General features: G+C 71.5%; 12 protein-coding genes, 1 tRNA gene and 2 pseudogenes. 2 read left to right on the top strand and 13 right to left on the bottom strand.

Annotation, left to right across the window (positions count from 1 at the left end; translation table 11 throughout):
* The 5 genes and pseudogenes from ABZ471_RS45450 to ABZ471_RS45470 form a co-directional block, all read right to left on the bottom strand.
* A pseudogene (locus ABZ471_RS45450) lies at positions 1 to 99 on the bottom strand (ABC transporter ATP-binding protein); the annotation flags it as partial.
* Positions 100 to 151: 52 nt separating this feature from the next.
* Positions 152 to 379: a hypothetical protein gene (locus ABZ471_RS45455; protein ID WP_359075034.1), complete on the bottom strand. Its 228-nt coding sequence runs from the start codon at positions 377 to 379 to the stop codon at positions 152 to 154.
* 87 nt (positions 380 to 466) lie between these two features.
* On the bottom strand, positions 467 to 1351 hold the full coding sequence (locus tag ABZ471_RS45460; protein WP_359075035.1) for an SDR family oxidoreductase: 885 nt from the start codon (positions 1349 to 1351) through the stop codon (positions 467 to 469).
* Complete coding sequence (locus ABZ471_RS45465; RefSeq protein ID WP_359075036.1) at positions 1348 to 2304, bottom strand: alpha/beta hydrolase; 957 nt, start codon at positions 2302 to 2304, stop codon at positions 1348 to 1350. The genes ABZ471_RS45460 and ABZ471_RS45465 overlap by 4 nt, the downstream gene beginning before the upstream one ends.
* On the bottom strand, positions 2301 to 3896 hold the full coding sequence (locus ABZ471_RS45470; protein ID WP_359075037.1) for an NAD(P)/FAD-dependent oxidoreductase: 1596 nt from the start codon (positions 3894 to 3896) through the stop codon (positions 2301 to 2303). The genes ABZ471_RS45465 and ABZ471_RS45470 overlap by 4 nt, the downstream gene beginning before the upstream one ends.
* 201 nt (positions 3897 to 4097) lie before the next feature.
* On the opposite strand from ABZ471_RS45470, the gene ABZ471_RS45475 reads away from it, so the two are divergent.
* Positions 4098 to 4718 (top strand): MerR family transcriptional regulator, encoded by a 621-nt coding sequence (locus tag ABZ471_RS45475; RefSeq protein ID WP_359075044.1) that lies wholly within the window; start codon positions 4098 to 4100, stop codon positions 4716 to 4718.
* A gap of 16 nt (positions 4719 to 4734) precedes the next feature.
* Here ABZ471_RS45475 and ABZ471_RS45480 read toward each other — a convergent pair whose 3' ends face one another.
* Positions 4735 to 5538 carry an exodeoxyribonuclease III gene (locus tag ABZ471_RS45480; protein WP_359075038.1) on the bottom strand — a complete coding sequence of 268 codons (804 nt, stop codon included), beginning with the start codon at positions 5536 to 5538 and terminating at the stop codon, positions 4735 to 4737.
* Between the two features lie 71 nt (positions 5539 to 5609).
* Here ABZ471_RS45480 and ABZ471_RS45485 point away from each other — a divergent pair, with 71 nt between their 5' ends.
* Positions 5610 to 6086, top strand: a complete 477-nt coding sequence (locus ABZ471_RS45485) for a GNAT family N-acetyltransferase (protein WP_359075039.1) — start codon at positions 5610 to 5612, stop codon at positions 6084 to 6086.
* 48 nt (positions 6087 to 6134) lie between these two features.
* Here ABZ471_RS45485 and ABZ471_RS45490 read toward each other — a convergent pair.
* The 7 genes and pseudogenes from ABZ471_RS45490 to ABZ471_RS45520 form a co-directional block, all read right to left on the bottom strand.
* A tRNA-Ala gene (locus tag ABZ471_RS45490) sits at positions 6135 to 6208 on the bottom strand.
* Positions 6209 to 6301: 93 nt separating this feature from the next.
* Positions 6302 to 7531: a gephyrin-like molybdotransferase receptor GlpR gene (gene glpR / locus ABZ471_RS45495; protein ID WP_359075040.1), complete on the bottom strand. Its 1230-nt coding sequence runs from the start codon at positions 7529 to 7531 to the stop codon at positions 6302 to 6304.
* 186 nt (positions 7532 to 7717) lie between these two features.
* Entirely contained in the window at positions 7718 to 8446 is a 729-nt protein-coding gene (locus ABZ471_RS45500; RefSeq protein WP_359075045.1) for a GNAT family protein, read from the bottom strand.
* On the bottom strand, positions 8443 to 9051 hold the full coding sequence (locus ABZ471_RS45505) for a MogA/MoaB family molybdenum cofactor biosynthesis protein (protein ID WP_359075041.1): 609 nt from the start codon (positions 9049 to 9051) through the stop codon (positions 8443 to 8445). Before ABZ471_RS45505 ends, ABZ471_RS45500 begins: the two co-directional genes overlap by 4 nt.
* Positions 9048 to 9527 (bottom strand): cyclic pyranopterin monophosphate synthase MoaC, encoded by a 480-nt coding sequence (gene moaC, locus ABZ471_RS45510; RefSeq protein WP_359075042.1) that lies wholly within the window; start codon positions 9525 to 9527, stop codon positions 9048 to 9050. Before moaC ends, ABZ471_RS45505 begins: the two co-directional genes overlap by 4 nt.
* A 448-nt stretch (positions 9528 to 9975) precedes the next feature.
* Positions 9976 to 11298 (bottom strand): gephyrin-like molybdotransferase Glp, encoded by a 1323-nt coding sequence (gene glp, locus ABZ471_RS45515; RefSeq protein WP_359075043.1) that lies wholly within the window; start codon positions 11296 to 11298, stop codon positions 9976 to 9978.
* Positions 11295 to 11507 (bottom strand): annotated as a pseudogene (locus tag ABZ471_RS45520) (UTP--glucose-1-phosphate uridylyltransferase); the annotation flags it as partial. The pseudogene ABZ471_RS45520 and the gene glp, both read right to left, overlap by 4 nt.

An 11507-nucleotide genomic window follows, 5' to 3' on the forward strand; every position in this document is an offset into this window, starting at 1 on the left:
GTACATCGCTTCCCGCTCGGGGACGATGCCGATGTGCTTGTAGATCTGCTCGTTGCGCCACACCTGCTGTCCGTCGAGGGTGACGGTGCCGGTGGCCGGTCCCCGGCAGTCGCCGGGCACCCCGCCGCAGAGGTGAAGTCGAGCGCAACGACTAGGCGTCGTAGTCCTGGTCGAGACGGTCCTTCATCTCCCGCTCCGTGTCCTCGATGTCACGGTTGCCCTGGCGACCGCGCTCGGGCTGCTGGCCGCGCTGCTGCTGACCGCGCTGACCGGCCTTCTCACGAGCCTGGCCGGCCTTCTCCTTGGCCTGGCCCGCCTTCTCCTTGGCCTGATTCTGGATCTGGCCGGACTTGTCCTGGAACTGGTCCTTCATACCCATGTGGGTTCACTCCCGTAGTGGGTGGGGGTTGACCCCTCGGTGGGGCCTCGACCAGATTCACACGGGCGAACACACAGCGCATGTCGATCAGTTACGGTGCGTAGCCCGCGCCGCGTCGTCGGCCGCCCCACCTGCGCCGACGAGTCCGGAACGCATCCCTTGCAGACGGGGCGCGAACCGCCGCATCTCGCGCTGGCCCACGGTGCCGATGAGCGCCGGCAGGTATCCGCGCACGCCCTGCATGCCGCGCAGCCACCACTGCCCGTACACGTGCGCCGAGCGGCGCTCGATCCCGGCTACGATCCGGTCCACCGCCGGGCCCAGCGGGTACGTCTTGTTCGACGGCCACGGCAGCCGCTGCCTCAACTCCCGCATGACGTCGTCCTCGTCGGCGCCGCGCACCATGTCGGTGTCGGTCCAGGACAGGTACGCGACACCGACGCGCACGCCCTGGTAGCCGACCTCGGCGCGCAGGCTGTGTGCGTACGCCTCCACGCCCGACTTGGAGGCGCAGTACGCCGTCATCATCGGGGCCGGGGTCATCGCGGCGAGCGAGGCGACCTGCAGCAGGTAGCCGCGGCTCTCGGCGAGCACCGGCAGAAAGGCCCGGGCCGTCACCGCCGAACCGATCAGGTTCACCTCGATCACCCGCCGCCAGGCCTGCGGGTCGGAGTCGGCGAACGGACCGCCGCTCGCCACACCGGCGTTGGCGACGACGATGTCGACCTTGCCGAACCGCTCCTTGACCTCCTGCGCCACGCGGCCCATCGCCTCATGGTCGGTGACATCGGCGTACCAGTGCGCGCTGTCGCTGTGCAGCCGCTCGGAGACCTCCTTGAGCGCCTCCTCCTCCAGCCCGACCAGCGCCACCTTGGCGCCGCGCGCGGAGAGCTTGCGTGCGAGCAACTCGCCGACGCCGCGCGCCGCTCCGGTCACGACCGCGACCTGCCCTTCGAGGCTGACCCTGCTCATGCGCCCTCCTTGATCTGCTGCACGGTGGTGGGGTGGGACTCGGCGGTGTTCGCCGTGACGTACGTGGTGACGAGTTCCCGGATCTTGCCGGTCACCAGCTCCGGGGCCTCGATCGGGGTCATGTGGCCGACACCGTGGAGTTCGGTGAGGCCGATGCAGTGGGGCAGCGCGGCAGCCAGCGCGCGGGCGTGTACGGGGGGCGTGAGCCGGTCGGACGCGCCGTGCACGACCTCGGTGGGCATGCGCAACTCCTCTACGCCGTGGTCGAGGTCGAGCGCCGCGAGCACGGAGGCCCAGGCGTGGCGCACGGCGCGCGGGCAGGCGTGCACGATCCGCGCGCACGCCTCCACCATGTGCGGGGCGGAACCGGCGCCCATGGTGCCGTACTTGAGGATGCGCTTCGCGAGGGGCGTGACCGGACCAAGGGGAGCGCGCGAACCAAGAATGCGCCCGGTGATCCAGGTGCGCACCCGCCCGGCGCGCAACGGCACCACGCGCGACTCCTCGACCAGCCGGGAGCTGCCCGTGCTGCACAGCAGGACGGCGGCGGCGTGTTCACGGAAGCGGGGGCGCGCGGCAGCGGCCATGACGGTCATCCCGCCCATGGAGTGGCCGACGACCAGGGCCTTCTCCTCGCGTGCGAGCGTCTGCGCGAGCACTGCTTCGAGGTCGTCCGCCAGCGCATGGGTGGTGCACGCGGGGCTCGCGGGACTGCGCCCGTGCCCCCTCTGGTCGTAGGCGATCACCCGGTGGTCGGTCGCCAAGTCCCCTATCTGCGCCGCCCAGAACGCGGTCGAGCAGGTCCAGCCGTGGGAGAGGACGACAGGGGGCGCGTCCTCGGGCCCGTGCACCTCGACGTACAGCCGCGCGCCGTCGGCGGATACGACGGTGAGTGTGCGGGTGGGGGCCGGCGGGGCGTAGGGGCCGGCGGCCACGGAGGCGATACGGCTCATGCGGCGGCCTCGCTCTGCTGCGACGCGCCGCCGGCGGACGCGGGAGTGGTGCGCGCGGGGCGCTTGGCCGTACGCGCGGGCGCTCCCGCCCTCTTCGCGTCGGCGTCCGCCCCCTTCCCGCCGGGCTTGCGGATGACCTCGTACTCCGCGAGGTCCACCCGCCGGGTCGCCCGACGGAACTCCGTGGTCGTACCGGGCCAGATGGTGGTGTTGCGACCGCTCGCGTCGAGGTACCAGCTGGTGCAACCGCCGGTGTTCCACACGGTCCGCTTCATGCGCTCCTGGACCTGGCGGTTCCAGCTGTCGACGGCTTCGGGCCTGGCGTCGAGAGCGGTGCGGCCGCCCAGGACGCCCAGCTGGCGCAGGTAGTCGGCCATGTAGTTCAGCTGGGACTCGATCATGAGGATCATGGAGGAGTTCCCGAGGCCGGTGTTGGGCCCGATGATCGTCATCCAGTTGGGGAACCCGGCGGCCGAGGCGCCGCGCAGTGCCTGCATGCCGTTCTTCCAGGACTCGGCGAGCGTGATGCCCTCCGCGCCGACCACGCGCTCGGCGATGGGCATGTCCGTGACGTGGAAGCCCGTACCGAAGATGATCGCGTCGACCTCGGCCTCGCTGCCGTCGGCGGCGACCACGGTCGACCCGCGGATCTCGCTGAGCCCGCTCGCGACGACGTCCACATTCGGCCGGGCCAGCGCCGGGTAGTACTCGCTGGACAGCAGGATCCGCTTGCAGCCGATGCGGTAGTCGGGAGTGAGTTTGGCGCGCAGGGCCGGGTCCTTGACGGCGCGGGCCATGTTGCGCTTGGCGAGCCGTTCGACCAGGCCGAGTTCGTCGGGACGCTTGGTGAACGCCTGCACCTGAAGTTCCCGGATGCCCCACAGCAGTCCGCGCCGCACCTGTGTGGTGAAGGGCAGCGCCCGGTGCAGCCGGCGCTCGGCGCCGCTGATGGCGCGGTCCACCCGGGGCATCACCCAGGGCGGGGTGCGCTGGAAGAGGGTGAGCCGGCCGGCCTGGCGCTGGATGGAAGGCACGATCTGGATGGCGGAGGCACCGGTGCCGACCATGGCGACGCGCTTGCCGCGCAGGTCGTAGTCGTGGTCCCAGCGAGCCGAGTGGAACACCTTGCCCGGGAACGACGCCAGCCCCGGGATCTCCGGGATCTTCGGGTCGGACAGCGGCCCGGTGGCGGAGACGACGACGTCGGCGGTCAGCTTCCCCCGGGCCGTCTCGATCTCCCAGCGCAGCTGCTCGCCGTCCCAGGTCATCAGCTTCACTTCGGAGCCGAAACGGATGTGCGGGCGCAGCCCGAAGACGTCGGTGACGTGCTCCAGGTAGGTACGGATGTGCCGCTGCCCGGAGAAGGTGCGCGGCCAGTCGGGGTTGGGTGCGAAGGAGAAGGAGTACAGATGGGAGGGAACGTCACAGGCGCACCCTGGATAACTGTTGTCCCGCCAGGTGCCGCCGACACTGTCGGCCCGCTCCAGGACGACGAAGTCGGTGATCCCCTCGCGGCGCAGCCGCACGGCGGCCCCCAGCCCGCCGAACCCGGACCCGATCACCGCCACTCGTACATGCTCGTGCTCGGCCATCCCGAAGCCTCCACGCATCACCTTGGACTCTGCCAGTGAACACTGGCGCAATGGGACTGTAGAGCAGCTCCGTACCGAGCGGTAGGGGTCGGAGAAGGGAAAGTTACCGGCGGTACAACATAGGCTGCGGACGTGGCAGACGACGGCGGACGCAGCGACGAGCAGGGAAGCAGGCAGGTCGGCGGAGTGCGCGAATACCGCATGGAGGAGCTGGCCCGCCTGGCCGGCATCACCGTGCGCACGCTGCGCTTCTATCGCGAACGCAAGCTGATACCGCCACCCCGCCGCGAGGGCCGCATCGCCTGGTACGACGACCATCACCTGGCCCGCCTGCGCACGATCTCGGCCCTGCTGGAACGCGGCCACACCCTCAACGGCATCGCGGAACTCGCCGAGGCCCTGGACCAGGGCCGCGACGTCGCCGACCTCCTCGGCGTCGGCGCCCCCACCGAGGAGGAGCCGGTCCACCTCACCCCTGAGGAACTCGCCGCACGCTTCGAGGGCGAGGTCACCCCCGAGAACCTCGCCGCCGCCATGGAGCTGGGCTACCTCGGCACCGACGGCGACGAGATCGTCCACATCAGCCGCCGCCTGCTGGACGTCTCCTCCGCCCTGGTCCGCGAGGGCATCCCCCTCGCCGAGGTCCTGGCGGCCGGCAAGCGCGTCCGCGAACACGCCGACGCCCTTGCCGAACTCTTCCGCGAGCTGATCCTGCGCCACGCCCCCGAGGAGGACCTCCACCGCCTGCGCCCGCTCGCCCGGAGCGTGGTGGAGGCGGAACTCTCCCTGGCCCTGGACAGGCGGCTGAACAAGCCGGACTGAGCGGCGGTCCGCGGCCCTACAGGTCGTACACGACGGTCACCGGCGCATGGTCGGACCAACGCTCGGCGTGCGTGGCCGCGCGCTCGACCAACCCCTTGGCAGCCTTGCCCGCGAGCCCCGGCGTGGCCACGTGGTAGTCGATGCGCCATCCCGAGTCGTTGTCGAAGGCCCGCCCGCGGTACGACCACCAGGTGTACGGCCCTTCGGCGTCCGGGTGCAGGGCACGCACGACGTCGACATAGCCGCCGTCCTCCGCGGCGAACACCCGGCTGAGCCACTCCCGCTCCTCGGGCAGGAAGCCCGAGTTCTTGGTGTTGCCGCGCCAGTTCTTGAGGTCGGCCTGCTGGTGGGCGATGTTCCAGTCGCCGCAGACGACCACATGGCGCCCGTCGGCGGCGGCCCGCGTGCGCAGCTCCTTGAGGTGGACGAGGAACTCGTCCATGAAGCGGACCTTCTCGTCCTGACGCTCGGTGCCGACCTCGCCGGAGGGCAGATAGAGGGAGGCGACAGTGACACCGGGCAGGTCGGCCTCCACGTAGCGTCCACTGCCGTCGAACTCGGCCGACCCGAAGCCGACCCGGACGCGATCGGGCTCGCGCCGCGTGTAGAGGGAGACGCCCGCGCGCCCCTTGGCGGCGGCCGGGGCGTGCACGACGTGCCAGCCGTCGGGCTGCCGCACCTCCTCGGGCAGCTGGTGCGGCTCCGCGCGCACCTCCTGCAGGCAGACGACGTCCGCCGAGGTCTGGGCGAGCCACTCCACGAAGCCCTTCTTGGCGGCGGCCCGCAGCCCGTTCACGTTCACCGAGGTCACAGTAAGCACCAGGGCACGATACCGGCACACTGGACGAGGTCCATCCTTCCCCTCATCCGCATAGAAGTACGATACTCAGCATGAATATACGTCGCGTTCGTTTCGATCACCCCGACGCCGTCAAGCTCAACGACGAGGTCCAGGCCGAGTACCAGCTGCGCTACGGCGACGGCGGCGACGCCACGATCCTCGACGCCACCGACTTCGAGCCGCCCCTAGGCTTGTACCTGATCGCCTACGACGCGGACGACCGCCCGGTGGCCACCGGCGGCTGGCGCAGCCAGGACCGCAACGAGGAGGGCAACGAGGACGGCGACGCCGAACTCAAGCGCATGTTCGTCGTCGCGGAGATGCGCGGCCGGGGCCTCGCCCGCCGCATGCTCACGGCCCTGGAGGAGGACGCCCGCTCGGCCGGCCGCGTCCGCATGGTCCTGGAGACCGGCGCCAAGCAGCCGGAGGCCATCGCCCTGTACGCCTCGAGCGGTTACGAGCCCTGCGTCAAGTTCGGCTACTACCGCCACTACGAGGACAGCCGCTGCTACGCGAAGCAGCTGTAGACACGATGAAGCCCCAGTCGACTCTGCCGACTGGGGCTTCATGATGCGTGGACCTGAGGGGATTTGAACCCCTGGCCCCCTCGATGCGAACGAGGTGCGCTACCGGACTGCGCCACAGGCCCTTGCAACGAGTGAAACTCTAGCATCCCCGTCGGGGTGCTTGGAAATCCGTTCCCTGACTGGTCAGAGGCGGGCTTCCAGCGGCGTGACGGTCGTCACTCGTTGGCCGCGCGCGGGCGGTCGCCGTCCTCGTACTGATCGAAGAGGGGCGTACGTCCACGCTCGCGCGCCCGGCGGGCGGAGGCCGCGCGGCGCGCGTCGCTGCGCCCGCCCGCCGGCTTGTCCTCGGACTCGGGCGCCGTCCCGCCCACCTCGGCCTCCCGCGCGCGACCTGCCTCCTGCTCCGGCACGACCGCGCTGGAACGCGCCGAACTCCAGGTGTCGGGCGCCCCCAGGTCCACGCCGGAGGACGCCCGCGGCGCGACCGGCGCGGTCACGTACGTCGGCAGCGGGACCGGCACCGGGTCCCAGCTGTCCCCGTGCCCAGACTGTCGCTGGCGCTCACGCTGCTGCTGGTCCACCCACTCGGCGTGGTCGGTCTGCTCCACGAGGGCCCGGCGGTCCGCGGCGAGCGCGGAGAGACCGGTGCCGGTCGCGGCTTCTGGTCCCTCCTCCGGCTCGTCGGCGCCGGGGCCCGCGTCGAGGGGCGCGCGCCGGCGCGGCTGGCGCTCGCGCAGGCGCTGGGCCGCGACCTCGGCGCGCCGACGATCCATCTGATACGCGAAGCGGCGGCGCTCCTGGGAGCGCAGGTAGGCGATGTACGCGCTGAGCATGACAGCGGGTACGCCGGGCACCCACAGGAAGGCGAGGCCTCCGACGGCGGCGACGATCGCGCCGAGCGTGAAGCCGAGGAAGAGCATCACGGTGGTGCGCCGACGGCGCGCAAGCGCCTTCGAGCGCTGGGCGCGCGCCGCGGCCGCCTGCGCCGAGGGCGTGCGCCGGGGGCCCGGTACTCGCTTCTGCGCGGGCGCGGAGCCGGAGGGGCGTGCGCCGACACCGGCGGGGCGGTGCGCGGAAGGGGACTTGGGCGCGGGAACGACGGGCTGGTCGCGCGCCGGCTCCGCCCGCCCGGGCGCCTCCGGCTCGGCCTCCGCACGTACCTGACGGCGGGTTGGAGGCATGGCGAAGGCCCGGACGTCCACCGAGTCGGTGACGGCGTCCGGATCACCGGTTTCCGGCTCCCCCTCTTGGGTGGAGCGCGCTCGCAGGTCCCTGGCGTACCGACGCTCCATTCCCGCCCGTCCGGACAGCAGCCGGATGGCGGTGCTGAAGCGTTCCGTCGGACGGGCTTCGTTCAGCTCGTCCTGCCTACGGAGCCACATCGGCACCAAGTAGGCGGCCCAGGCCCCGACGATGACTGCGTAGATGAGGCCGCTGCTGCTCACGCCTCACACGGTAGAGGGATTTGCGTGAGGCCATCCGCCAATTGGGCCGGTGTGTCGCACGATCTGGCTGATATTTCCAGCTTTTTTTGCGACCGATGCGATCAGCGGAGCGCCGAAGTCGCGAAATTGAATGCCCTGAGATGGTCGCCGAGCGATCAATTTCGAACATACATTCAATTTCCGGGACTAGGCGGGATTCCGTGGAGTGTTCTCCGGCCTCCGCGGCACGTCCGGCGCGCTCGAAGTGCCTGGGGCCCGGAGATCGCCCTCTTCGTCCGACGGGCGCCGGTCGTGCGCCGCCCGCTCAGAGCGTGCCCGCTGCCAGCGCCCGAGCAACCCCTCGGGCACTTCTTCCGCCGTGAGCGCGAAGACGAGGTGGTCGCGCCAGGCTCCGTCGATGTGCAGATAACGCGGCCGCAGCCCCTCCTCGCGGAATCCGAGTTTCTCCACGACCCGGCGGCTGGGCCGGTTCTCGGGGCGAATGCAGACCTCGATGCGGTGCAGCCCGACGGTGCGGAAACAGTGGTCAACCACGAGCGCGACGGCTGTCGGCATCACCCCGCGCCCGGCCACCGACTCGTCCACCCAGTAGCCGACGTGCCCCGAGCACATCGACCCCCAGGTGATCCCGGCAACCGTCAACTGCCCGACAAGCCGCCCCTGATATTCGATGACGAACGGCAGCATCCGGCCCGCGTGGGCCTCGGAACGCAGGTGCCGGACCATCTGGCGGTAGGTCGGCCGGTGCGCGATCGGCCCGCTCGGCGTCGGCGGCGGGATGGTCGCCTCCCAGGGGCGCAGCCAGTCCCTGTTGCGTCGGTTCACCTCACGCCAGACCCGTTGGTCGCGCAGCTTTATCGGCCGAAGGACGACATCTCCGTCCGTCAGCACGACGGGCCAGGAAGGGCTGTTCAGCTCGCACCCCCTGGGGGTACCTCCCAGGCCCTTCGGGCACTGGGGGAGCGTCTGGAGTTCTCCTCGCCGACCGGCGCCGACTCCGCGGCCGGCCGGGGGTGGTCGCCGCCGCGGATCTGGTCGACGGCGTGGACCAGCAGCGGCTCCAGGACGGCCAGCCCGTCCTTCACCCCGCCGCTGGACCCGGGCAGGTTGACGATCAGTGTCCCTCCCGCTACTCCGGCCAGACCCCGCGAGAGCGCGGCGGTCGGCACCTTCTCCCGTCCGAACGCCCGGATCGCCTCCGCAATCCCCGGCACCTCGCGGTCGATCACCCTGCGAGTCGCCTCCGGCGTGCGGTCAGTGGGCGAGATGCCGGTGCCCCCGGTGGTGACGACGACGTCGTACCCGGCCTCCACCGCCGCCCGGAGGGCCACCTCCACGGGATCCCCGTCCGGCACCACCTGCGGCCCGTCCACGGCGAACCCGAACCCCTTCAGGCCCGCAGCGACGAGAGGCCCGCCCTTGTCCTCGTAGACACCGGCGGCAGCACGGTTGGAAGCGGTGACGACCAGCGCACTGTACGGAGCCGTCAGCGCACCGCCCAGGAACGGCCCGCCGCTCATGCCCGGCTCCAGTCGCCCGACTTGCCGCCCGTCTTCTCCTCCACCCGTACGTCCGTGATGACCGCTCCCTTGTCGACCGCCTTGACCATGTCGATCACGGTGAGCGCGGCGACCGTCACCGCGGTGAGGGCCTCCATCTCGACACCCGTGCGGTCCGTCGTCTTCACGGTGGCCTGGATCTCCACGGCGTCGTCCGCGACCGACAGATCCAGTTTCACACCGGACACCGACAACGGGTGGCAGAGAGGAATCAGGTCCGGGGTGCGCTTGGCGCCCATGATGCCCGCGATGCGCGCGGTGGCCAGGGCGTCCCCCTTGGGAACCCCCTCACCGCGCAGCAGCTCGACCACACGGGGTGACACGAGGACACGGCCGCTCGCGCGGGCCGTGCGCGCGGTCACGTCCTTCCCGGATACGTCGACCATGCGTGCCGCGCCCGCGTCATCGATGTGCGTCAGTCGGTCCTGCGTACTCATGCTGTGTGGCGCTCCCGGTCCGGGTCCGTGGCAGTGCAGTGCACGGGCCTGTTGTGCGCGACACGGTACCGCCAAGTCGGCGCAAGCACCGGGTCAGGACCCCCGCGGAACCCCGCCGGTCCGCAGGCGCGCGTACGGCGGGCAACCGCGGCACGGGTGATCCGGTCCCGGGGGGGGCGCGGTCGGCCGGGAGGCGCATCCGATACCGGAGGCGCCAGGGCGCGCGACGAACGCGCTGAGCGCGAACAGAGGAGCTCGCGCCCGGCGCTCCGTCGGCCCGCCGCGTGGGTGCCCCCAGAGGGTGCGGGCGCGTGTCCGTCCGGGGGCGCTGGGCGCGCGGTCGGTCTGCGGGGCGCGTACGTGGCGCAGAGCCCCGGCGAGTGGAGAGAGATGCGCGCGGGTGTGCGTTGGAAGGTGTGCGCGAGTGCTTGGCCGCGCGCCGGCTCGGTCAGCCGAGCAGCACGACCTCCACCTCGGTACCGGGCTCGGCGGACTCCACGTCCTCGGGGACGACGATCAGCGCGTCGGCCTGCGCCAGCGCCGCGATCAGGTGGGAACCGGAGCCGCCCACGGGGGTCACCTCGCCATCGGCGTACTTGCCGCGCAGGAACTGCCGGCGCCCCTTGGGCGAGCCGAGTGCCTCGTCCGACTTCAGGGTGGCCCGGGTGCGCGGCCGGTGGACGTCCTCGACGCCCATCAGGGTGCGGATCGCGGGGCGGACGAACAGCTCGAAGGAGACGTACGACGACACGGGGTTGCCGGGCAGGGCCAGCAGGGGTGTGTGGTCGCGGCCGATGGAGCCGAAGCCCTGGGGCTTGCCGGGCTGCATGGCGATCTTGCGGAACTCGACGCCGCTGCCCGCCTCGTCCTCGTCGCCGGCGTACGACAGCGCCTCCTTGACGACGTCGTACGCCCCGACGCTCACCCCGCCCGTGGTCACGAGCAGGTCGGCGCGGATGAGCTGGTCCTCGATGGTGGACCGGAGGGTGTCGGCGTCGTCGGCAACGGCGCCCACGCGGTAGGCGATGGCACCTGCGTCCCGCGCGGCCGCGGTGAGGGCGAAGCTGTTGGAGTCGTAGATCTGGCCGTGGCCCAGTACCTCGCCGGGCTGGACGAGTTCGCTGCCCGTGGACAGGACGACCACGCGCGGGCGCGGGCGCACGCGCACCGTGCCCCGGCCGATCGCGGCGAGCAGCGCGATCTGCGGTGGGCCGAGGACCGTCCCGGCCTTCAGGGCGAGGTCCCCTGCCTTCACATCGCTGCCCTTGGCGCGCACGTGCGCGCGTACCTTGGCGGGGCGGTGCACGCGTACCTGCCCCTCGGCACCCTCGGGGGCCAGGCTCCGCGCCTGCATCCCGCTCACCGGCCCCTCGCCGAGCCCGCCGTCGGTCCACTCGACGGGGACGACGGCTTCGGCGCCGGGCGGCAGGGGCGCGCCGGTCATGATGCGCGCCGCCTGGCCGGGGCTGACCCGGACCAGGTCCGCCGAACCCGCTGCAACGTCCCCGATGACCTCAAGGACGGCCGGGAACTCCTCGCTGGCGCCCGCTACGTCCGCGACCCGCACCGCGTACCCGTCCATGGAGCTGTTGTCGAACGGTGGCAGGGAGACCGGCACCGTGACGTCGTCGACCAGGACACAGCCCTGGGCGTCGAGCAGCTGCAACTCGATGGGTTCGAGGGGACGGACGGTGGTGAGGATGTCCTCCAGGTGCTCTTCCACCGACCAGAGGTGGTCCGGGCCGGTGGTGCTGGTCGCGGCGGTGCTCAACGTTGCTGCATCTCCTCGGCTACATAACTGCGAAGCCAGGTCCGGAAGTCCGGTCCCAGGTCTTCACGTTCGCACGCCAGTCGGACAATGGCACGCAGATAGTCGCCACGGTCCCCGGTGTCGTAGCGTCGGCCCTTGAACACGACACCGTGCACGGGGCCGCCGGCCTTCTCGTCCTGGGCGAGCTGCTGGAGGGCGTCGGTGAGCTG

The organism is Streptomyces sp. NPDC005728 (assembly GCF_040630895.1).
Classification (GTDB): domain Bacteria; phylum Actinomycetota; class Actinomycetes; order Streptomycetales; family Streptomycetaceae; genus Streptomyces.

What these genes read in the sequence shown, in the direction of transcription:
- ABZ471_RS45455 (WP_359075034.1), bottom strand. Translation starts at nt 379, where the DNA reads ATGGGTATGAAGGACCAGTTCCAGGACAAGTCCGGCCAGATCCAGAAT.
- ABZ471_RS45460 (WP_359075035.1), bottom strand. Translation starts at nt 1,351, where the DNA reads ATGAGCAGGGTCAGCCTCGAAGGGCAGGTCGCGGTCGTGACCGGAGCG.
- ABZ471_RS45465 (WP_359075036.1), bottom strand. Translation starts at nt 2,304, where the DNA reads ATGAGCCGTATCGCCTCCGTGGCCGCCGGCCCCTACGCCCCGCCGGCC.
- ABZ471_RS45470 (WP_359075037.1), bottom strand. Translation starts at nt 3,896, where the DNA reads ATGGCCGAGCACGAGCATGTACGAGTGGCGGTGATCGGGTCCGGGTTC.
- ABZ471_RS45475 (WP_359075044.1), top strand. Translation starts at nt 4,098, where the DNA reads ATGGAGGAGCTGGCCCGCCTGGCCGGCATCACCGTGCGCACGCTGCGC.
- ABZ471_RS45485 (WP_359075039.1), top strand. Translation starts at nt 5,610, where the DNA reads ATGAATATACGTCGCGTTCGTTTCGATCACCCCGACGCCGTCAAGCTC.
- ABZ471_RS45505 (WP_359075041.1), bottom strand. Translation starts at nt 9,051, where the DNA reads ATGAGCGGCGGGCCGTTCCTGGGCGGTGCGCTGACGGCTCCGTACAGT.
- moaC (WP_359075042.1), bottom strand. Translation starts at nt 9,527, where the DNA reads ATGAGTACGCAGGACCGACTGACGCACATCGATGACGCGGGCGCGGCA.